This window comes from Solirubrobacter ginsenosidimutans, from assembly GCF_027587205.1.
In genome coordinates this window covers 25,502-44,780 of sequence record NZ_JAPDOD010000065.1, presented here as the reverse complement: position 1 = coordinate 44,780, position 19,279 = coordinate 25,502, and the positions used below count along the sequence as shown (strand labels likewise).

Annotated in this window: 17 protein-coding genes; 7 read left to right on the top strand and 10 right to left on the bottom strand. The window is 72.7% G+C overall.

Going from position 1 to position 19,279, the window contains the following annotated elements:
- Window positions 1-112: 112 nt before the first annotated feature.
- Together OM076_RS39460 and OM076_RS39455 are read right to left on the bottom strand one after the other, a co-directional pair.
- Window positions 113-1,219: a ParB/RepB/Spo0J family partition protein gene (locus tag OM076_RS39460; RefSeq protein WP_270045691.1), complete on the bottom strand. Its 1,107-nt coding sequence runs from the start codon at window positions 1,217-1,219 to the stop codon at window positions 113-115.
- A 12-nt stretch (window positions 1,220-1,231) separates the two neighbouring features.
- Window positions 1,232-2,146: an SDR family NAD(P)-dependent oxidoreductase gene (locus OM076_RS39455; protein ID WP_272598972.1), complete on the bottom strand. Its 915-nt coding sequence runs from the start codon at window positions 2,144-2,146 to the stop codon at window positions 1,232-1,234.
- 6 nt (window positions 2,147-2,152) lie between these two features.
- On the opposite strand from OM076_RS39455, the gene OM076_RS39450 reads away from it, so the two are divergent.
- Complete coding sequence (locus OM076_RS39450) at window positions 2,153-3,784, top strand: FAD-binding dehydrogenase (RefSeq protein ID WP_270045689.1); 1,632 nt, start codon at window positions 2,153-2,155, stop codon at window positions 3,782-3,784.
- Here OM076_RS39450 and OM076_RS39445 read toward each other — a convergent pair.
- Entirely contained in the window at window positions 3,750-4,967 is a 1,218-nt protein-coding gene (locus OM076_RS39445) for an FAD-binding protein (protein ID WP_270045688.1), read from the bottom strand. The genes OM076_RS39450 and OM076_RS39445 overlap by 35 nt on opposite strands.
- Window positions 4,968-5,034: 67 nt before the next feature.
- On the opposite strand from OM076_RS39445, the gene OM076_RS39440 reads away from it, so the two are divergent.
- Entirely contained in the window at window positions 5,035-6,231 is a 1,197-nt protein-coding gene (locus tag OM076_RS39440) for an ROK family transcriptional regulator (protein ID WP_270045687.1), read from the top strand.
- A gap of 46 nt (window positions 6,232-6,277) precedes the next feature.
- Window positions 6,278-7,450 (top strand): RNA polymerase sigma factor, encoded by a 1,173-nt coding sequence (locus OM076_RS39435; RefSeq protein ID WP_270045686.1) that lies wholly within the window; start codon window positions 6,278-6,280, stop codon window positions 7,448-7,450.
- 507 nt (window positions 7,451-7,957) lie between these two features.
- Here OM076_RS39435 and OM076_RS39430 read toward each other — a convergent pair.
- Genes OM076_RS39430 through OM076_RS39415 form a run of 4 tightly spaced genes read right to left on the bottom strand, consistent with a single transcriptional unit; the run spans window position 7,958 to window position 13,360 of the window.
- Window positions 7,958-8,557 (bottom strand): NADPH-dependent F420 reductase, encoded by a 600-nt coding sequence (locus tag OM076_RS39430; protein ID WP_270045685.1) that lies wholly within the window; start codon window positions 8,555-8,557, stop codon window positions 7,958-7,960.
- Window positions 8,558-8,600: 43 nt separating this feature from the next.
- Window positions 8,601-9,197 carry a TetR/AcrR family transcriptional regulator gene (locus tag OM076_RS39425; protein ID WP_270045684.1) on the bottom strand — a complete coding sequence of 199 codons (597 nt, stop codon included), beginning with the start codon at window positions 9,195-9,197 and terminating at the stop codon, window positions 8,601-8,603.
- A 10-nt stretch (window positions 9,198-9,207) separates the two neighbouring features.
- Window positions 9,208-12,588, bottom strand: coding sequence for an indolepyruvate ferredoxin oxidoreductase family protein (locus OM076_RS39420; protein WP_270045683.1), 3,381 nt, complete (start codon window positions 12,586-12,588; stop codon window positions 9,208-9,210).
- Between the two features lie 31 nt (window positions 12,589-12,619).
- Window positions 12,620-13,360 (bottom strand): FadR/GntR family transcriptional regulator, encoded by a 741-nt coding sequence (locus tag OM076_RS39415; RefSeq protein WP_270045682.1) that lies wholly within the window; start codon window positions 13,358-13,360, stop codon window positions 12,620-12,622.
- A gap of 50 nt (window positions 13,361-13,410) precedes the next feature.
- Between OM076_RS39415 and OM076_RS39410 the strand changes: the two genes are divergently transcribed.
- The 3 genes from OM076_RS39410 to OM076_RS39400 are packed head-to-tail and all read left to right on the top strand — an operon-like array spanning window position 13,411 to window position 15,904.
- Entirely contained in the window at window positions 13,411-13,854 is a 444-nt protein-coding gene (locus OM076_RS39410; RefSeq protein ID WP_270045681.1) for a hypothetical protein, read from the top strand.
- Complete coding sequence (locus OM076_RS39405) at window positions 13,854-14,909, top strand: Gfo/Idh/MocA family protein (protein ID WP_270045680.1); 1,056 nt, start codon at window positions 13,854-13,856, stop codon at window positions 14,907-14,909. The genes OM076_RS39410 and OM076_RS39405 overlap by 1 nt, the downstream gene beginning before the upstream one ends.
- Window positions 14,910-14,920: 11 nt before the next feature.
- Window positions 14,921-15,904: an aldo/keto reductase gene (locus tag OM076_RS39400; protein ID WP_270045679.1), complete on the top strand. Its 984-nt coding sequence runs from the start codon at window positions 14,921-14,923 to the stop codon at window positions 15,902-15,904.
- A 3-nt stretch (window positions 15,905-15,907) separates the two neighbouring features.
- On the opposite strand, the gene OM076_RS39395 is transcribed toward OM076_RS39400, so the two are convergent.
- Entirely contained in the window at window positions 15,908-16,498 is a 591-nt protein-coding gene (locus OM076_RS39395) for a calcium-binding protein (protein WP_270045678.1), read from the bottom strand.
- A gap of 86 nt (window positions 16,499-16,584) precedes the next feature.
- Window positions 16,585-17,364 (bottom strand): SDR family oxidoreductase, encoded by a 780-nt coding sequence (locus OM076_RS39390; protein WP_270045677.1) that lies wholly within the window; start codon window positions 17,362-17,364, stop codon window positions 16,585-16,587.
- A gap of 74 nt (window positions 17,365-17,438) precedes the next feature.
- On the opposite strand from OM076_RS39390, the gene sigJ reads away from it, so the two are divergent.
- The gene (gene sigJ, locus OM076_RS39385; RefSeq protein ID WP_270045676.1) at window positions 17,439-18,326 is read left to right on the top strand and encodes an RNA polymerase sigma factor SigJ; all 888 of its coding nucleotides are present in this window, start codon (window positions 17,439-17,441) and stop codon (window positions 18,324-18,326) included.
- On the opposite strand, the gene OM076_RS39380 is transcribed toward sigJ, so the two are convergent.
- A complete protein-coding gene (locus OM076_RS39380; protein WP_270045675.1) occupies window positions 18,307-18,972 on the bottom strand; it encodes a GntR family transcriptional regulator in 666 nt (221 codons plus the stop codon). The two genes, sigJ and OM076_RS39380, sit on opposite strands and share 20 nt — an antisense overlap.
- Window positions 18,973-19,279 lie beyond the last annotated feature (307 nt).

Sequence of the window (19,279 nt, the reverse complement as noted above, 5' to 3'; positions counted from 1 at the left end):
CGCAGCCCGGCGCAGGGACGGCGCGGCGCAGCGCAGGCCCGGCTCTGCGCGGCGCGGCCCGGCGCAGGCCGGGCCTGCCCGTCGCCGCGCGGGCCGGCCGGCGGCAAGCGCGCTAGGCGCTCTCGATCACTTCGCGCGCGAGCGACCGCAGGGCCGCGAGGCGTTCGTGGGGGTGCAGAGAGCGGGCGTACTCGTGGGCGTCGGCCTCGCCCGCGATCCGGAGCAGCTTGCGCGAGCGATCGGTCGCGGAGTGGAAGAGGAAGGCGCCGAGGACGTAGCCGTCGAGGTCGGCGTCGCCGATCCGCGGCGCTGAGGTCTGCGAGGGCGGCGCGGAGTACGAGGGCTCGCGCGCGGGCTCGGACGGGTCGTAGTCGTCGCGGTCTTCGCGCGGGGCGTGGGCGGCTTCGCGGCGCGCGGCGTCCAGCCGGTCGGAGACCTCCTCGTAGTTCTCCGGCGGCGGTGGGACGTAGCCGACGCCGTACTTGAGCTCGATGCCGCTCAGTGCGCCGTTGGCGTGCTCTTCGACGAGTTCCTCGGCCTTCTCGGCGGTGACGTCGCCGCGGGCGACGGCGCGGCGGACGAAGTCGGCGGCGGTGAACGAGAGGTCGCCGCTCTCCACCCGCTCGACGATCGCGTCCGGCAGCTCGAGCAGGCGGAGTGCCTTGCGCGTCCAGGCCGGCGGCGCACCCACGATGCGCGAGACCTCGGCGGCGGTCAGCGACGGGTCCTCGGCCATGATCAGCCGCGCGGCGCGCGCGAACTGGACCGGCTCGGGCTTGCTCTGGTGGAAGTTCTCGGCGAACTGCATCGACAGCGCCTCGCGGCGGGAGATGCCGTCCACGACCGTGAAGCGCCAGTCGGAGTCCTCGCCGTCGGCCTGGTCGATCAGCCGCAGCGCGGCGTAGCGCCGCTGTCCCGCGAGCAGCTCGTACGGCACCGCCTCGTCGCCGGTCTCGCGCACCAGCGGCGGTGAGAGCAGCCCCGTCTCGCGGATCGAGACGGCCAGCTCGTGCAGGTCCTCGAGCGCGCCCGTGCGCATGTTGCTCATCACCCGCACCTGGTCCAGGCGCGCGGTGATCAGGCGGTGTGCCTTGCTCGCGGTGTCGGCCACGGGCGGCCGGCGCAGGTCCTCGCCCAGCGCCTCACGCGCCTTGCGGGCCTCCTCCTCGCGCATCTGCGCGACTGCTTCTTCGGCTTCTTGGAGCTTGTCTACGGACATCGGCCGAGGCACTCAAGCAGACGCCTCGGATGTCCTTTCGACGGCGATCCAGAGGGCGCGGCGGTCGGCCGAGGACTCGCGCGTGAGGCGCGTGTAGTGCTCCGGCCGCGCCACCCGGTCGTGCCAGAAGCGGCCGGTGCTCTCCCCCGGTTCGCGCGCCGCGACGAGCCACACCGTGGTGTCGGCGCCCTGCGCGGGCGTGCGCAGGATCCGGCCCGTGAGCTTCTTGAAGCCCGGCAGCCCGTCGGCGATGCCGGGCGTGTCGACCCAGCCGGGGTGGACCGCGTGGACCACGCCGGAGGGCAGCCGCTTGGCCCACTCCTGCGCCAGCACGACCTGCATCCGCTTGGTCCGCGCGTACGCCGTCACCGGCTTGTAGTCGCCGACCAGATACTCGAGGTCGTCGACCTTGAGCTTCTGCGCGTACATGCCGCCCGAGGAGACCCAGATGCTGCGGTCCGTGGCCGGCAGACGCGAAGTCAGCTCGTGGGGCCCGAGCACGTGGGTGGCGAGCGTCAGCTCGTGGCCCTCGGCGGTCTCCACCCGCTCGGGCGGCATCACCCCCGCGTTGTGGACGACGGCGTAGAGCGGTCCCTTCCACGCCGCCGCGTACGCGCGCACGTTCGCCAGCAGGCTCACGTCGAGCTCGTCGACGATGATGTCGGCGCCCGGCTGCGCAAGGACGATCTCATCACGCACCGTCTCCCCCGCCTCGCGGCCGCGGACGACCATGTGGACCGTCGCACCGAGCGCGGCGAGCCCCTCGACCGTCGCCCGCCCGAGACCCACCCGCGCGCCAGTGACGATCACGACTTTGCCGTCCAGCCGGGGCAACGGCGCGAACCCGCGGCTCCGAGCGGCATAGCCGACCTTGCTGTAGCCGATCAGCGTCCGATCCAGGAGGGTGTCCACGAGCTTCGTCACCATGGGGCGATGGACGCCGATGTGATCGTCGTGGGCGGCGGGCTGGCGGGGCTCGTCGCGACCGCCGAGCTGACCGAGGCGGGCAAGCGGGTCATCCTCGTCGAGCAGGAGCCCGAGGCGTCACTCGGCGGCCAGGCGTTCTGGTCCCTGGGCGGGCTCTTCATGGTGGATAGTCCGGAGCAGCGCCGTCTGCGGATCAAAGACTCGCATGAGCTGGCCTGGCAGGACTGGCTCGGCACGGCGGGCTTCGACCGGCCGGACGACCTCTGGCCGCGCCGCTGGGCCGAGGCCTACGTGGACTTCGCGGCGGGCGAGAAGCGGGCGTGGCTGAGCGCGATGGGCGTGAAGTGGGTGCCGAACGTGGGCTGGGCGGAGCGCGGCGGGTACGGCGCGATCGGGCACGGCAACTCGGTGCCGCGCTTTCACCTGACGTGGGGCACCGGGCCGGGCGTGGTCGAGCCGTTCGAGCGGCGGGTGCGGGCGGCGGGCGGGGCGGCGCTCCGGTTCCGCCACCGGGTCGACGCCCTGACCGTGACGGCGGGTGCGGTCGACGGCGTCGCGGGGACCATCCTCGCCCCGGACGCCTGCGCGCGGGGCGCCGCCTCCAACCGCGACGAAGTGGGTTCCTTCGACCTGCGGGCGGGCGCGGTGATCGTGACCAGCGGCGGGATCGGCGGCAACCACGAGCTCGTCCGCCGCAACTGGCCGTCGCGGCTCGGGAAGCCGCCGCAGAACATGATCTCCGGCGTTCCCGCCCACGTCGACGGACGCATGCTCCAGATCACCGCCGACGCGGGCGGCGCGATCATCCACCCCGACCGGATGTGGCACTACACCGAGGGCATCCGCAACTGGGACCCGATCTGGCCGCTGCACGGCATCCGCATCCTCCCCGGCCCGTCGTCGCTCTGGCTCGACGCCGCCGGCACCCGCCTGCCCGTCCCGCTCTTCCCCGGCTTCGACACCCTCGGCACGCTCGCCCACATCACGCGCACCGGCCACGACCACACCTGGTTCGTGCTCACGCAGAAGATCATCGAGAAGGAGTTCGCGCTCTCGGGCTCCGAGCAGAACCCGGACGTGACCGGCAAGAGCATCCGACAGTTGCTGCGCACGCGCGTCGGCTCGGGCGCGCCGCCCCCGGTGGAGGCGTTCAAGCGCCACGGGGCGGACTTCGTCGTCTCCAACGACCTGCGCACGCTGGTCGAGGGGATGAACCGCCTGACCGACACGCCGCTGCTGGACCCTGAAACCGTCACCGCCGAGGTCGTCGCCCGCGACCGCGAGATGGACAACCCGTACACGAAGGACCTGCAGGTCACCGCGATCCACGGCGCGCGGCGCTACCTCAGCGATCGGCTGACGCGGGTGGCGACGCCGCACAAGCTGCTCGACCCCGCCGCCGGCCCGCTGATCGCGGTCAAGCTGCACATCCTCACCCGCAAGACCCTCGGCGGCCTGCACACCGACCTCTCCGGCCGCGTCCTGAACGCGGGCGGCGAGCCCGTTGAAGGCCTGTACGCCGCGGGTGAGGTCGCCGGTTTCGGCGGCGGCGGGATGCACGGCTACCGCGCGCTCGAGGGAACCTTCCTCGGCGGCTGTCTGTTCAGCGGGCGCGTTGCGGGGCGGTCGCTGCGCTGAACCAGGCGTTGCGGAAGGCGCCGCGCGGGTCGTAGCGATCGCGCAGGGCGAGGAAGTCGGCGCCACGCGGGTACGGCGGGGCGCTGCGGAAGACCTTGCCCCAGTGCGGGCGCGGATCGAACGGCGCCAGTGCATCCTCCAGCAGCCCCACCGCGCGCTCGACCGCCTCCTGATCGCGCACCCACGTGAAGTGCAGTGCGACGGTGTCTCTTTCGTACATCGGGCTCATCCAGAGGCCGTCGGCGGCGATCGTGCGGATCTCGCAGATCTGCAGGATCGGCGCGATCTGGTCCGCGAGCCCGCGCATGACCGCAAACGCCGCACGCGCGTGCTCGCGCGGCAGCAGGTACTCGCTCTGGATCTCCTCGCCGTTGGACGGCGTGAAGCCCAGGCGGAAGTGCGGGAGCCGATCCCACCACGGGCCGGGAACGCCGAGCTGGGGGGTCGCGTTGACCGGGTCCAGGCCGATGATCGGGTGGCGCTCGAGCGTCGCGGGCCGCGCGTCGAACAGCTCCGTGACGGCGTCGCGGCTCTTCACCCACACCGCATCGACCGCCGCCCCCCAGCGGGTGAAGGCGCTGACGCTGTACCCGGCGGCGGTGATCGCGTCGAAATGCTCGTCGAGCGCCTCCCACGAGAGCCCTTCGAAGACCTGCTGGCGGATCTCGAACGCGGGCCGCACGTCGAGCGTGACCCGCGTGACGGCGCACACCGCGCCCAGCCCCACGACCACGCCGTCGAAGTCGTCGTCGCCCCGCGCGAGCCGCACGACGTCGCCGGTCGAAGTCAGCAGCTCGACCGCGCGCACCGCGGTCGCGAGGTTGCCGTTGCCGTCACCGGAGCCGTGCGTCCCCGTGGCGATCGCCCCCGCGACCGAGATGTGCGGCAGCGACGCGAGGTTGTGCAGCGCGAGCCCGCGCCGGTCCAGCTCGACGGCGAGCTCGCCGTACGTCAGCCCCGCGTTGCACGACACCGCGCCGTCCTCGACCACGACGTCCGCGGGCAGGCCGGCGAGCGAGACCAGCTGCTCGCCGTCGGCGATCGCGTTGAACGAGTGCCGCGAGCCGAGCACCTGGATCTGCTCCGCGGCGGCGACGATCTCGCGCAGCTCGTCCAGCGACGCCGGCCGCTGGATGGCCTCGGCGCGGTAGCGGAGGTTCCCGCCCCAGTTGACCTCGGTCATCGCGTCATTGCATCACGGTCCGCCTGACGCCGTATGCTTAAACGAGTCAGCAAGGCGGGAGGTGTGGGTGAGCGACGTCCTCGGGAGCAACTTCAGGGAGTCCAATCGACTGCGGATTCTCGAGGTACTGCTGCGGCATCCGTCGCGCTCACGGGCGGAGCTCGGGCGCAGCCTCGGGCTGTCGCGGGCCACCGTCACCGCAGTGCTCTCCGAGCTCGAGCGGGCCGGGATGGTCGAGCAGCAGTCCGACGGGCTGACCGATGAGCGCCGCAAGGCGATCGGGCGGCCGCCGCTGCAGGTGTCGCTCGCGCCGCGCGCCGCGTGCGCGGTCGGGCTGGACTTCGGCCACCGCCACGTGCGGGCCGCGGTGTGCGACCTCGGTGGAGCGATCATCGCGCAGCGGTGGGCCGAGAGCCGGGTCGACGAGGACCCGCTGGGGAGTTTCGATCTCGCGCGCGACCTCGCCATGGCCTCGCTCGCCGAGGCGAACGTGGCGTTCGACGACGTGATCGGCGCGGGCGTCGGGATGGCGGCGCCCGTCGACGGGCGCCGCGGCGCCGTGCACACCGACGGCCTGCTTCCCGATTGGGCGGGGCTGGACCCGGCGCGCGAGCTCGAGTCGCGGCTCGAAATGCCGGTGCAGGTCGAGAACGACGCCAACGCCGGAGCGATGGGCGAGCACCTCTTCGGGGCCGGGCGCGGCGTCTCCGACATGTTGTACGTGCGCCTGTCGGCGGGCGTGGGACTGGGGTTGATCCTGCGCGACCAGCCCTACCGGGGCGTGGCGGGGGTCGCGGGCGAGATCGGCCACACCGAGGCGGTCTCGAACGGCGAGATCTGCCGCTGCGGCAACCGCGGGTGCCTGGAGACGATCGTCAGCCCGGTCGCGCTCGCGGACCTGCTCGAGCGCAGCCGGGGCGAGCCGACCTCGGTTGCGCGCATGCTCGACCTGGTCCGCGCGGGCGATCGCGGCGCCCAGCGCGTCGTGTCCGATGCGGGCCAGGCGATCGGCGCCGCGCTCGCCGCCGCCGTCAATCTTCTGAACCCCTCTTTGGTGATCATCGGCGGTGAGCTGGCCGAGGCGGGCGAGGTGCTGCTCACGCCGATCCGCGCGGCGATCACCCGCTCGGCGATCGCCCCCGCCGCCGCCTCGATGCGCGTGGTGGCCGGCGACCTCGGCTCACGCGCGGAGGTGCTGGGCGCCGCGACGATCCAGCTCGCACGCGCACCCGAGGCGCTCGCGAACCGCCTGGTCGCCGCCTGACCGCGATTCGGTCACAAAGGCGGCCGCGTTCGCGAATAATGAGGACATGGACCCGCAGGCGCTCGGGGAGTTCTACGCGCGGTACGAGACGACCGTGCTGCGGTTCTTCATGGAGCGCGTGCGCTCACCCGATCTCGCCGCCGACCTGACCGCGGAGACGTTCGCGACGGCGCTCACGCGGTTCCGCCGCTTCGATCCCGCCGACGACCGCGAACTCGACTGGGTGCTCGCGCTGGCCAACACGCAACTGCACCGCGCCTACCGGGAGGGAGCGGTCGACGACGCCGCGCGCGAGCGGCTGAAGCTCGCGCCGGTCGCGCTCGACGACCGCGCGCTCGACCGCGTCTGGCAGCTCCGCGGCCTGGATCGCAACGAGGAGCGCAAGCCGCGCCGCTCCGCACACACCGTGCTCGCCGAGTCCGCGCGCGGCGCCGCGGGATCGGGTCTGTGGCCGCTCAGCCACAGCGCGGCGCAGCACGGGCCGGCGAACGTCGCGCGGCACGGCGCGGTGAGCCCCCCGGGCGACGGCGCTGCAACTGGGCCGGCCGGTGGCGCGCAGGACACGGACCGGCGGCGCGCCGTCGCGAACCGGCCGGCCGACGGCGCGGCGGGCGGCGTGCTGCTGCCCAGTGTCGCGGACGGGCTCGTCGGCGCCGCGGCGTGCCATCACGGGCGGCGGCGCCGGCGGCGGCGGGTGGTGATCGCCGCGCGGGTGATGCTGGCGATCGTCACGGTGACCTGGGCCCTCGGCGAGGCCGTCAAACCCGACCGGTCGTCGACCGCGGCGTCGACCACCTGGCTGCCGTTCGAGGCGCAGCACGAGGTCTCGGGGTTCTTCCCGCGCCCGTGGTATCTCGCGTCGGCGAAGCAGGCACCGGCGGTGACCGGCGGGCGCGAGCTCGTGACGCTGACGACGTACGCGACCGGGGGCGCCGCCGGCTCGCGCTGCGGCGCGCTCCCCGAGCTGGGCGACGCCGACGCGCTGGTCTCGGTCGTCGATCGGCTCGACGGAGCGGGCGCGTTCCCGAAGCGGTTCTCGCCGAAGCGGGCGCCGGACCTGGAGCGTGCGCTGCGCGTCTGCCGCCCCAAGATCCGCGTCTACACCAGCGGGCTGCGGGTCGGGCCACGTCGCCTTCGCGGACTGGTGGTGCTCGGGCCGAAGGCGGACGATCAGACCCTGGCGCTGGCGCGCGAGACGCTTGACCGGCTGCGGTTCTAGGGACTCAAAGTCAACTGCGCCGGGTGGGGAGGGGGAGTGGCGAGCCACCCGTCCCGGGCTGCCGTGGGTCCGGCTCGCGGCGCGGCTCTGTTGGCCCGAAGTGCGGTGCTGGGATACCGACAGTTACGGGCGTGGGCTGGTCAGTGTGTCCCGCGCTCGCGGTTGTCCCGGTCGCCATGGTCGACCGTGCGCGTTTGAGGGACAGATCGCGGGTTTCGATCAGGTTCGCACTGGTCGAGTTGGCGCGTCGGTGGGGGTGATGAACATTTGCGTTGTCACAGGACGCATTTGTTCATCACCCCCTCGCGCACGACTTCTTTGCTCGCCGACACCGATCACCGGAAGGCCCGGCGCGGACGGGAGTGTCAGCACCACGCCCGTAACTGTCGGTATCCCAGCACGCCAATTCGACCCCGACAGAGCCGCGCACCAAGCGGGTCCACGGCAGCCAGCAACGGAGGGCGAACCACTCCCCCTCCCCCACCCGGCGCAGTTGACTTTGCGTCCCTAGGTCTCCTGCTTGAGCGCATGCAGACCAGACAAAGGCCCCCCGCCCGCCTGCATGAACTTGCCGCCCTCGTGGAGCGAGCCCGCGTCGACCGCCGCGAACCCGAAGTCGTCGACCAGCGCGGCGAAGCGCGCCTTGGCGTCGGCGTCGTCGCCCGCGTAGAACAACAGCTGGCGGCCTGCGTCGTGGCGCGGATCGGCGGCGATGAAGCGCGCGAAGAGGGTGTTGAACGCCTTGATCACGTGCGCGCCGGAGGCGAGTGACGCGACGTGCTCGCTGCTGGTGCCGTCGCCGAAGTCGGCGACCTGCGTCGGCGAGAAGCTGATGAACGCGTTGGTCGCGTCGATCAGGATGCGCCCGTCCCAGGCCGGCAGGGCGCCGAGGATGTCGTCGACCGCACTCCACGGCGGGGCGAGCAGAACGATGTCGGCCGCGGCGGCCTCTTCGACACTGCCGGCCGTCGCACCGAGCTCGGCGGCGAGCTCGGCGAGCGTCTCGGGCTCGCGGCTGTTCGAGATCACGACGTCATGTCCTGCGGCCACCGCATGACGCGCGACGGCCTGCGCGATGTTGCCCGCGCCGATGGTTCCGAATCGCATGTCGCCGACGATAGCGAACTGGGATAACCGACCCAGAATGGCGTCAGGCCGCGAGCGACCGGACGTGCGCGAGCGCGACGTTCAGTGCCGCCTCGAGCGGTGCCGCGTCGCGGCGCGCCTGGGTGAGCAGCGCCCCGCCCTGCACCGCGGCGAGCAGCGCCAGCGCGAGCTGATCGGGGTCGGCCTCGGGCCGCAGGTCGCCACGCTCGCGCATCGCGGTCAGGCCGTCGCGCAGCACCGCCTCCCAGCGCTCGAAGCCCCGCTCGGCGTTCGCGCGGGCCTGCGCATCGCACTCGACGACCTCGGCCGCCACCGACCCCAGCAGGCACCCGCCTTCGCACTGCCGAAGCCGCTGCTGCTGAATGTTCAAATTCGCCCACGCGTCAAGAGCGACGAAGCTGTCGAGCTTTCCCAACTCCTGGTGCACCGCGAGGATCGTGTCCGCCTGGTGGGTGACGACGGCGCGGATCAGCGCTCGCTTGTCCTCGAAGTAGTGCGTCATCTGCGAGCCACTGACGCCCGCCGCCTTGCGGACCTCCTCGATGCTCGTGCCGGCGACGCCCTGCTTGAAGACCAGGTCGGCCGCGGCCGCGACGATCCGCGCCTTCGTCGCGAGGCCCTTCGCGGTCAACTGGGACATGCCGCCCAGTTTACGAGAGCAGCTCGGCGGCGCGGGCGCGGAAGCGCTCCACGTTGGCGAGCTTGATGTCCTCGTAGCCGCGCACCATGTCGGGCAGCTCGGCGACGGCCAGCGCGGTGGCCGGGTCCCGCTGGACCGCGGTCTCGACCAGCGCCAGGTACTCGTCCGGAAGCGCGCGCTCGACGCGCCGCACCTCCGCGCGCCCGAAGGGATCGAGTGCCGTACCCCGGAGCCGCCGGCCCGCCTTGAGCGCCCGGAACGCGGGAACGAACCAGCGACCGAGCCGCAGCTTGCGGTCCATGCCCAGCGCCCGCAGGACCGGCGGGTGCAAGAGGAACTTGACCTTGGCGCCCTCGGGCAGATCGCGCAGGCCCTCGAGATGCAGGCGCGCGACCTCGTACTCGTCCTTGTAGGCGAGCAGCTTGTAGAGGCCGTGGGCGACCGCCTCGGTCAGCGCGTCGTCGCCGTGGGCCTGCACGCGCTCGAGCGCGTCGGCGTAGCGCGCGACCGCGGATGCGCCGCCCCAGCCCGCGAGATCGGGGACGCGGATCTCCAGCAACCGCCGCAGCTCGCCCGGTTCGGGCGCGAGCCGATCGATCACGGTGCGCTCAGCCTTGCTCAGCGCCCGCGAGACCTCAGCCGGCGCGAGCACCTCCGCCACGGCGTCCGCCGCACCCACGACGGCGCGGCCCCAGTCGAACGCGGCGAGGTTCTGCTCCACGGCGGTCCCGTTGAGCTCGAACGCCTGCCGGATCGCCCCCAGAGACACGGGGATGACGCCCTGCTGCCACGCCGCGCCGAGCACCATCACGTTGGCCGGCATGTGATCGCCGAAGAGCGCCAGCGCGAGCGCCTGCGCGTCGAAGAAGACGCCGCCGCGGGTGGCGGCGGAGATCCCCGCCTGCGCCGCGGCCAGATCGGGCGCGCCCGCACGCGGGTTCACGACCATCTCGGCCGTGGGCACGACGCTGGTCGACACCGCGGCGACGGTGCGCGCCGCGTCGCTCATCGCCAGGTGCTGGGAGGTCGCGGTGGCGACGATGTCCAGGCCGAGCAGCACGTCGATTCCGCCCGTGGACGGGCTCGCCACACCCGCCTCGCCCCCGATCCGCACGTCGGACGCGACCGGGCCGGCCTTCTGGCTCAGGCCCGTCATGTCGAGGCCGCCGACCGGGCGCCCGTCGAGCATCGCGGCCATCCCGAGCACCTGGCTGACCGTGACGACACCGGTGCCGCCGATCCCCACCAGCCGCACGCGCACCTCACTCGCCTCCGTCAGCGCGGGCTCGGCCAGCGCGGGAGCGGGCGGCGCGGCGCGCCGCTTGGCCGCCTTCGGCGCGATGACCTCCATGAACGACGGGCAGTCGCCCTCGAGGCACGAGAAGTCCTTGTTGCAGGAGCTCTGGTGGATGCGTGTCTTACGGCCGAACTCGGTCTCGACCGGCTCGACCGACAGGCAGCCGGACTTCTCGCCGCAGTCGCCGCAGCCCTCGCACACGCGCTCGTTGATGACGATCGACTGCGGCGGCGTGACCGCCTTCCCGCGCTTGCGGGCGCGGCGCAGCTCGGTCGCGCAGGCCTGATCGTGGATCAGCACGGTCACACCAGAGAGCGCCGCGAGCTCCTTCTGCGAGCGCCGCAGCGCCTTGCGCGGGCGGACCTCGGCCAGCGGCGCGAGCGTGACGCCCTCGTAGCGGGACGGATCGTCGGCGGTGATGATCACCCGCTTGACGCCCTCGGCCTCGAGGCTGCGGACCAGCTCGGGCACGGCCATCCCACCCGGGACGTCCTGCCCGCCGGTCATCGCGACGGTCGAGTTGTAGAGGATCTTGTAGGTGACGTGGAGGTCCGCCGCGATCGCGGCGCGGATCGCCAATGAGCCGGAGTGATGCAACGTGCCGTCGCCGAGGTTCTGGACGAAGTGGCGCGGCTCGAGGAAGGGCGCGGCGCCGATCCACTGCGCGCCCTCGCCACCCATCTGGGTCAGGCCGCGCACGTCGCCGTGGGTGTTGGCGGCGCCGAGCATGACCATCGTGTGGCAGCCGATCCCGGCGCCGACGAGCTGGTCGTCCTCGGCCTGCGTGCTCGAATTGTGGGGGCAGCCGGAGCAGAAGTGCGGGGCGCGCACCGCGCCCACCGCGGGCTCGTCGACGACCCGGTCCAGGCGCTCCAGCCGCTCGCGCACCGCGGCGGAATCGACGCGGCGCCCGATGGCGCGCGCGATCTTGTCGGGCGTCAACGCGCCGGTCGAGGGGACCAGCCGCACGCCGCGGTCGTCGCGCTCGCCGGTGATCAGCGGCGCGGCCGGCGTGCCGTAGAGCGCGTCCTTGACCAGGCGCTCGAGGAACGGGCCCTTGTCCTCCAGCACCAGCACCTCGTCCAACCCGGTCGCGAAAGAGCGCACCGCGGCCGCGTCGAGCGGGTACGGCATGCCGATCTGGAGCACGCGCACGTCATTGAGATCGAGGTCGCGCAGCGCCTGCAGCGCCTGGTGGGCGGCCGTGCCGGCGGCAACGATCCCCAGCCGGGCGCCGGGCGCCTCGACGACGACCCGGTTGAGCTCGTTCAGCTGCGCGTAGCGCACGGCGAGCGGGAGCCGGACCTCGCGCAGCGTCCGCTCGAGCTCCAGCGACGCGGCCGCGAGCAGGTTCGACGAGGGACGGTGCACGTACGGCGCGCCCTCCCACTCGAGCAGCGGCATCCGCGGCGTCACGCGGTGCGCGCCGACCTCGACGCCGGCGGTCGCGTCGGCGACGTCGGTCGTGATCTTCAGCGCCGACCAGAGGCCTGAGGCGCGCGAGCAGGCGATCGCGTGGCGGCCGAGATCCAGCGCCTCCTGCACGCTGCCGGGCGCGAACACGGGGACCTCAAGCGCCGCGAGCAGCGACTCCGAGGCGCTCGGCAGCGTCGAGGACTTCGAGGCGGGATCGTCGCCGCACAGCGCGAGCACGCCGCCGCGCGGATCGGTGCCGCCGAAGTTGGCGTGGCGGATCGCGTCAGAGGCGCGATCGACGCCCGGCGCCTTGCCGTACCACACCCCGAGCACGCCCTCATAGCGCGCGCCCGGCAGCGACGAGGCCATCTGCGAGCCCCAGACGGCGGTCGCGCCGAGCTCCTCGTTCACGCCCGGCCGGTGGACGATGTCGTGCTCGGCGCCGAGCGAGCCCAGACGGGCGAGCTCGCGATCGAATCCGCCCAGGGGCGACCCCTGGTAGCCCGAGACCATGATCCCGGAGCGCAGCCCGGCGGCCGCGTCGGCGCGGCGATGGTCGAGCAGGAGCCGGACGAGCGCCTGGACGCCCGACAGGAAGACCTGGCCGTCCTGCGCTGTGTAGCGATCCTCGATCCGAAGGGTCGAGGGTCGCCGATGAGTGATCGGGAGCACCGCCATTGGTAAAAAAGTAGACCAAGCGGCGGCGAAGTCAACCTAAGAGGCGCAACTTCCGCCCGGTTTCCTGCTCCCAGGCGCGTTCCATACCGCCCAGGTGCTCGTCCATCACGGCCGCGATCGCGGCATCGTCGCACGAGCGCAGCGCGGCGAGCGTGCGTTCGTGGATGTCGACTACCCATTCGGGGATCGGCGGCTGGCGCAGCGCGAGGTCGCGCCCGATCTCGAGCCGGCGCAGCAGCGAGCGCATTAGCCCGACCACGGTCGCGTTCCCGGTCGCTTCGGCCATGCGGACGTGGAACTGCATGTCGAGCTGGAGGAAGCGATCCTCGCGCTCGAGCACCTCGCCGCTGCGCAGCATCTGCTTGTGCGCCTCGATCGTCATCTGCATGCGCTCGAAGTCGGCCTCGGACGCGTTCTCGGCCGCGAAGCGGGCGACCTGCGGCTCGAGCAGACGGCGCGCCTCCAGCACGCCCGCGACCTCGGCCAGGCGCACGTCGGACTGCTGCCGCAACAGCTCGATCGGCACGTAGCCGGAGGCGACGAAGATCCCGCCGGTCGCGCCCGGATGGACCTCGAGCACGCCCGCCTTGGAGAGCACCTTGACCGCCTCGCGCAGCGTCGGGCGACTGATCCGCATCGCCTCCGCGAGCTGGCGTTCGCTGGGCAGCCGGTCGCCCTCGCCGAGGTCGCCGTGACGGATGCGCTGCGCGATCTGCTCGACGGCGCCCTCGAAGGCCCGGCGCGGGCCGATCGGCTCAAAGCCGGCTTCCATCGCTCAGACGGTATTACCGACCCGTTACCGGCCGGGCCGAAGCTGGTCTCATGAAAGCGCTCTCCGACCACGTCGCCGCCTGCGTTGAGCGGGTCCTGCGCACCGTGCCGGCGAGCGCTCGCGAGGACGTCTACATCGTCTCGGCGTGGCTGGGCGAGGATCTGACGGTGAGCATCGGCTGGAACACCTCGCGGCACGTGCGGGCGCGCCGCCCGTTCGACTCGCGGTTCGCGTGGGGCGTGCTCGAGTGGAGCCGCTGGGAGTTCGAATGCCCGACTGCGTGCGTGGTCTGCGACCGGCTCGCGGACCCGCTCGGGTTCGCGCTGTGCGGCCGGTGGCTGGCGTCGGTCGAGCCGGGGGACGAGCGCACGGCGTTCCGTTCGCTGATCGACGGCGTCGTGCAGGAGATGCATCGTGACGGCCGGATCGCGGCGGCCCTTGGCCACTCCGTCGCACTCATCGTCGAGGGGGAGCTGCAAACCTGTAGCGCCTGATGGCCACGACGTTCGGCGTCATCGGTACAGGCTGGCGTTCCGCGTTCTTCTGCCGCTTGGCGCGGATGGCGCCGGAGCACTTCCGCGTGACGGGCGTGGTCAGTCGCTCGGCGAGCGCGTTTGAGGGCGTACCGGTGTTCGGGACGGTCGACGCGCTGCTCGGTGCGGAACGGCCGGAGTTCGTGATCGTCTCGGTGCCGTGGGCGGTCACGCCCGACGCCACGCGCGAGCTGGTCGCGCACGGCGTGCGGGTGCTGGCCGAGACGCCGCCCGCGCCCGATCTCGACGGCCTGCGGGCGCTGTGGCGCGACGTCGGCTCGACCGGGCTCGTGCAGGTCGCCGAGCAGTACCTGCTGATGCCGGCGCACGCGGCTCGCCTGGCGGCGGTGCGCGCCGGCGCGATCGGCTCGCCCACCTCGGTCCAGGTCTCCTCGACGCACCTCTACCACGCAGTCTCGATGATCCGCGGGCTGCTCGGTGTGGGCTTCGAGCCGGTGACCGTCTCCGCCCGCTCCTTCACCGCGCCGCTCGCGGACCCGATCGGCTTCGGCGACTGGCACGGGAACGTCGAGCCCGCGCCGAAGGCCACGACGCTGGCGACGCTCGACTTCGGCGGCCGCATGGGCCTCTACGACTTCACCGAGAACCAGTGGTGGAACCCGCTGCGAGCGCGGCGCATCGTCGTTCGCGGCACGACCGGAGAGCTCGTCGACGATCGCGTGGTGCGCCTGGCGGACGCGCACACGGTGGTCGAGTCCCACCTGATCCGCCGCCAGACGGGCATCGACCTCAACCTCGAGGGCTTCGACCTCGATCACATCAGCCTCGACGGCGCGGTGCTGTACCGCAATCCGTTCATGGGCGCGCGGTTCTCCGAGGACGATCTGGGCGTCGCGCTGCTGCTGGCGGGCGTCGGCGCGTGGGCCCGCGACGAAGGCCCCGAGCCGTACCCGCTGGCCGACGGGCTGCAGGATCACCTGATCAGCCTCGCGATCCTCGAGTCCGTTTCCAGCGGTGCGGAGGTGCGCACCGGCGTCGAGGACTGGGCGTCCTAGGATCGGACGCCATGGACAGCCGCACACTGGGCCTGACCGGCCGCAACGTCTCGGAGATCGGATTCGGCGCCTGGCAGGTGGGTGCGGACTGGGGCGAGGTGTCCGAGGACACCGCGATCGAGACGCTGCACGCCGCGGTCGACGCGGGCGTGACGTTCTTCGACACCGCGGACGTCTACGGCGACGGGCGCTCCGAGCGGCTCGTCGGCCGGCTGCTGCGCGAGCGGGCGGATGCGGGGCTCACGTACGCGACGAAGATGGGCCGGCGGCTCGAGCAGACGGTCGCCAACTACTCGCCCGAGCACTTCCGCGCGTGGAACGACCGGTCGCGCTCGAACCTCGGCGTCGACACGCTGGACCTCGTCCAGCTGCACTGCCCGCCGACCGACCTCTACTACCACCCGGAGGTCTTCGAGGACCTCGAGGCGATGGTCGCCGAGGGCCGGATGACGGCCTACGGCGTCAGCGTCGAGCGGGTGGAGGAGGCGCTGAAGGCGATCGAGTACCCGAACGTCGCGACCGTCCAGATCATCTTCAACGCGTTCCGGCAGCGGCCGGCGGGGCTGTTCTTCGAGGCGGCCGCGGCGCGCGGCGTCGGTGTGATCGTGCGCGTCCCGCTCGCCTCGGGTCTGCTCTCGGGCAAGTACACGGCGGAGACCACCTTCGGCGCCGACGACCACCGGCAGTACAACCGCCAGGGCGAGGCGTTCGACGTCGGCGAGACGTTCGCGGGCGTGCCGTTCGAGGTCGGGTTGGAGGCGGTCGAGGCGCTCCGGCCGCTCGTGCCCGAGGGCGTCACGATGGCGCAGTTCGCGCTGCGCTGGATCCTCATGCACGACGCGGTCTCCACCGTCATCCCGGGTGCCCGCTCGCCCGAACAGGCGCGCGGGAACGCGGCGGCCGCCGCGCTCCCCGCGCTCGACGCGGAGACGATGGAGGCGGTGCGCAGCGTCTACGACGAGCGCATCGCCCCCTACGTGCACCAGCGCTGGTAGTTCCTACGCCTCGACGCCGTCGGCCTGGTCGACCGCGTCCTTGAGCGCACTGTCGATACCGAGGCCGCCGTGGAGCACGTCGGCCTCGCCGTCGAGGGCGCGTAGCTGGTCGTTGCCGGCGCCGCCGTCGAGCACGTCGCGGCCCGCGCCGCCGATCAGGACGTCGGCGCGGTTGGCGCCGGTGATGGTGTCGTTGCCGGCGCCGCCGTCGAGCGTGGCGCTCCCGTAGAGGACGAAGCCGTTGGTGCCGGAGAGCGTCGGCATGCTGATCTGATCGTCGCCGCCGAGGCCTTTGACGACGAGCACCGCGTCATGGGTCGCGTCGACCTGGGTCTTGACGCCGTTGACGCCGATCGTCGAACGCGAGTTGTTGCCGAACGCGGCGATGTTCGACAGCACGATCTTGTCGTTGCCGGCCGTGCCGGTGACCGTGATGATCTTCGTCGAGCCCTTGAACGTCTTGGTGAAGCAGACGCCGTCCTTGGCGCACGTCGGCTTGACCGCCGCGTTCGCGCCGGGGGCGATGGTGAGCGCGGCGATCGCGGCGGTGGCGATGGCGGACAGCGTGGTGGCCAGCGGGTGGGTGAGGCGCATCGGTTCTCCTTGAGGTGGCGGTTCACCTCTTACAGACGCCTCCCCGCCCACCGGCCGCCGGGGGCTTACCGGCGGTTCCGTGGCGGTCAACCGCCAGGCTGAGCGAGCCAGTCGGCGTAGGTCGGGCCGGCCAGGCGGGCTTGCGGGCCGGGGAGCAGTGCGTCGGTCGTGTAGAGCGGGGCGTCGGGGTCGGAGGGGTCGGAGGGGTCGGAGGGGTCGGCGCCCTCCTCGATGCGGATCGGGTCGCCGTCGCGGGCGGCGAGCAGCCGGCCCATCTCGACCAGGCGCTCTTCGCGCGGGCCCGCGACCTCCCAGATCGGGCCGCCGGCGGGCGCGTCGTCGAGCGCGAGGTCCACGAGCGCCTCGGCCACGCTGCGCGCCGCGACGAGCTGCGTGCGCATCGCGGGGAGATACGCGACGTCGCCGCGGCGGCCCCACTGCAGCAGCTGGCCGACGAACTCGTGGAACTGCGCCGCGCGCAGGACGCGGACGTCGACCGGGTGCGCCAGCCACGCCCGCTCGTGGGCGAGCTTGGCCGCGTTGTAGCCCGCGCTGAACTTGTCGATGCCGATGATCGACACGACGACCACGCGCGACACGCCGGCGCGGGCGGCGGCCGAGGCGAGGTTCGCCGCCGCGGTGGTGAAGAACGCCGTGGCCTCTGCCTCGACCGGCGACGGCCCGGTCGCCGCGTCGACCACGCACGTCACGCCCTCCAGGGCGGCGTCCAAGCCCTCGCCGGCGATCACGTCGACGCCGAGCGAGCGGGCGATCGGCACCGCGTCAAAGCCGCGCTCGCGCACCACGTCCACGACGTGGCGGCCGACGCGGCCGGTCGCACCCACGACGGCGATCTTCTGAGTCATCTGGTCTCCTTGGTCACAACTGCTTCGTTTGCCGGGTCAACGCGTTGACCCGCGCCGACGAACGGATGTGACCGATGACCGAAGAAGATCTTCTCGCCGAGCAGTTCGAGCGCCACCGGCTCCACCTGCGCAAGGTCGCCTACCGGATGCTCGGCTCGGTCGCGGAGGCCGACGACGCGGTCCAGGAGGCGTGGCTGCGGCTCAACCGCTCCGACGCGGCCCAGATCGAGAACCTGCAGGGCTGGCTGACGACGGTCGTCGCCCGCGTGAGCCTCAACGCGCTGCGCTCGCGCGCCACCCGCAGCGAGGAGCCGCTGGACGAGATCCGCGTGCCCGACCCGCTGCTCTCCCCCGCCGCCCACGTCGACCCCGAGCAGGAGGCGCTGCTGGCCGACAGCGTCGGCCTCGCGCTGCTCGTCGTGCTCGAGACGCTCGCGCCGGCGGAGCGGCTGGCGTTCGTCCTGCACGACATGTTCGCGGTGCCGTTCGACGAGATCGCGCCGATGGTCGACCGCACCCCCACCGCGGCGCGCCAGCTCGCCAGCCGCGCGCGCCGGCGGGTGCAGGGCGAGGCGCCCGCGCCCACCGACGATCTACCACGCCAGCGAGCCGTCGTGGACGCGTTCTTCGCCGCCGCCCGCGACGGGGACTTCGACGCGCTCGTCGCGGTCCTGGACCCCGACATCGTGCTGCGCTCCGACGGCGGCGCGCTGCGGCCCGGCCACTCGCAGATCCTGCGCGGCGCGGAAGCGGTCGCCCGCCAGGCACTGACCTTCGCCCGGCTCTCGCCCTACGTGCAGCCGATCCTGGTCAACGGCGCCGCCGGTGTGCTCGTCGCGCCCAACCGGCGGCCGTACACGGTCATGGGCTTCACCGTCGCCGGCGGGCGGATCGCCGCGATCGACGCGATGTCGGACCCCGAGCGCCTACGGCAGCTCGACCTCACCCACCTCGACGTCTGACGTCGTGGGCCGAGCGCAGGTGGGCGGTCAGCAGCTCGGCCGCCGCGTCGCCTTCGCCACGGGCGAGCGCCGCCGCGATCTCGCGGTGCTCGGCGATGAAGCGCTCGATCCGTGACGGATCGCGCGCGACGGTGGTCGCGGCCATGCGCTGGTGCCGGTCGGCGAGCGCGTCGTAGGCGCGGGTCAGCAGCGCGTTGTCCCCGGCGGCGACGATCGCGCGGTGAAACCAGCGGTCGGCCGCCGCGAAGTCCCCACCCGCGCCGGTCAGCGCGCGCTCCTGCTCGGCGATCGAGGCGTCCAGTTCGGCGGTCGGGACCGAGCCGCCCTCGGCGGCGCGCCGCGCGCAGAAGGGCTCGATCAGCATGCGCGCCTCGCGGACGTCGTCGGCCTCCGAGGGCGAGATCGGAACCACCAGCGCGCCGCGGCGCGGATAGAGCTCGACGAGGCCCTCGGCCTCCAGCTGCCCGAAGGCCTCGCGCACCGGCGTCCGGCTGATCTCGAGCTCGTGCGCCAGCGCGTTCTCGCTCAGGAGCGTCCCACCGGGGAACCGCCCGTCGAGCAGGCGTTGTTTGACGTGGGCGTATGCACGCCGGGCGGCGGTCTCGACGGGAGGTCGAGCTTCTCTGGACGATGTGGCAGGAGTCACGATGTCGGCAGTCGATATGCTAGTGCGCAGCTTGGATGCAAGATGTCTCCAAGGCTTCGACTCCTCCCCAACCCCGGCGCCGAGTTCCCCACTCGGCGCTTGCACGAACTCCCCACATAGGAAAGGACGCCCATGACGAGCGCCATCTTTCTGCTCTCCCTCAACCTCCTCCTGATCGGATCGCTAGCGGTCCGGCCGCCGTCGGAGTAAGCGACTCGGGCCCTCGGCGCACACGCGCCGGGGGCCCGCGCTGATTTCAGGGTCGGCTCCCGATTGTCACCCCATGCGCCCGAACCTAGGGTCGGTG

What these genes read in the sequence shown, in the direction of transcription:
- OM076_RS39460 (WP_270045691.1), bottom strand. Translation starts at nt 1,219, where the DNA reads ATGTCCGTAGACAAGCTCCAAGAAGCCGAAGAAGCAGTCGCGCAGATG.
- OM076_RS39455 (WP_272598972.1), bottom strand. Translation starts at nt 2,146, where the DNA reads ATGGTGACGAAGCTCGTGGACACCCTCCTGGATCGGACGCTGATCGGC.
- OM076_RS39450 (WP_270045689.1), top strand. Translation starts at nt 2,153, where the DNA reads ATGGACGCCGATGTGATCGTCGTGGGCGGCGGGCTGGCGGGGCTCGTC.
- OM076_RS39445 (WP_270045688.1), bottom strand. Translation starts at nt 4,967, where the DNA reads ATGACCGAGGTCAACTGGGGCGGGAACCTCCGCTACCGCGCCGAGGCC.
- OM076_RS39435 (WP_270045686.1), top strand. Translation starts at nt 6,278, where the DNA reads ATGGACCCGCAGGCGCTCGGGGAGTTCTACGCGCGGTACGAGACGACC.
- OM076_RS39430 (WP_270045685.1), bottom strand. Translation starts at nt 8,557, where the DNA reads ATGCGATTCGGAACCATCGGCGCGGGCAACATCGCGCAGGCCGTCGCG.
- OM076_RS39425 (WP_270045684.1), bottom strand. Translation starts at nt 9,197, where the DNA reads ATGTCCCAGTTGACCGCGAAGGGCCTCGCGACGAAGGCGCGGATCGTC.
- OM076_RS39420 (WP_270045683.1), bottom strand. Translation starts at nt 12,588, where the DNA reads ATGGCGGTGCTCCCGATCACTCATCGGCGACCCTCGACCCTTCGGATC.
- OM076_RS39415 (WP_270045682.1), bottom strand. Translation starts at nt 13,360, where the DNA reads ATGGAAGCCGGCTTTGAGCCGATCGGCCCGCGCCGGGCCTTCGAGGGC.
- OM076_RS39410 (WP_270045681.1), top strand. Translation starts at nt 13,411, where the DNA reads ATGAAAGCGCTCTCCGACCACGTCGCCGCCTGCGTTGAGCGGGTCCTG.
- OM076_RS39405 (WP_270045680.1), top strand. Translation starts at nt 13,854, where the DNA reads ATGGCCACGACGTTCGGCGTCATCGGTACAGGCTGGCGTTCCGCGTTC.
- OM076_RS39400 (WP_270045679.1), top strand. Translation starts at nt 14,921, where the DNA reads ATGGACAGCCGCACACTGGGCCTGACCGGCCGCAACGTCTCGGAGATC.
- OM076_RS39395 (WP_270045678.1), bottom strand. Translation starts at nt 16,498, where the DNA reads ATGCGCCTCACCCACCCGCTGGCCACCACGCTGTCCGCCATCGCCACC.
- OM076_RS39390 (WP_270045677.1), bottom strand. Translation starts at nt 17,364, where the DNA reads ATGACTCAGAAGATCGCCGTCGTGGGTGCGACCGGCCGCGTCGGCCGC.
- sigJ (WP_270045676.1), top strand. Translation starts at nt 17,439, where the DNA reads ATGACCGAAGAAGATCTTCTCGCCGAGCAGTTCGAGCGCCACCGGCTC.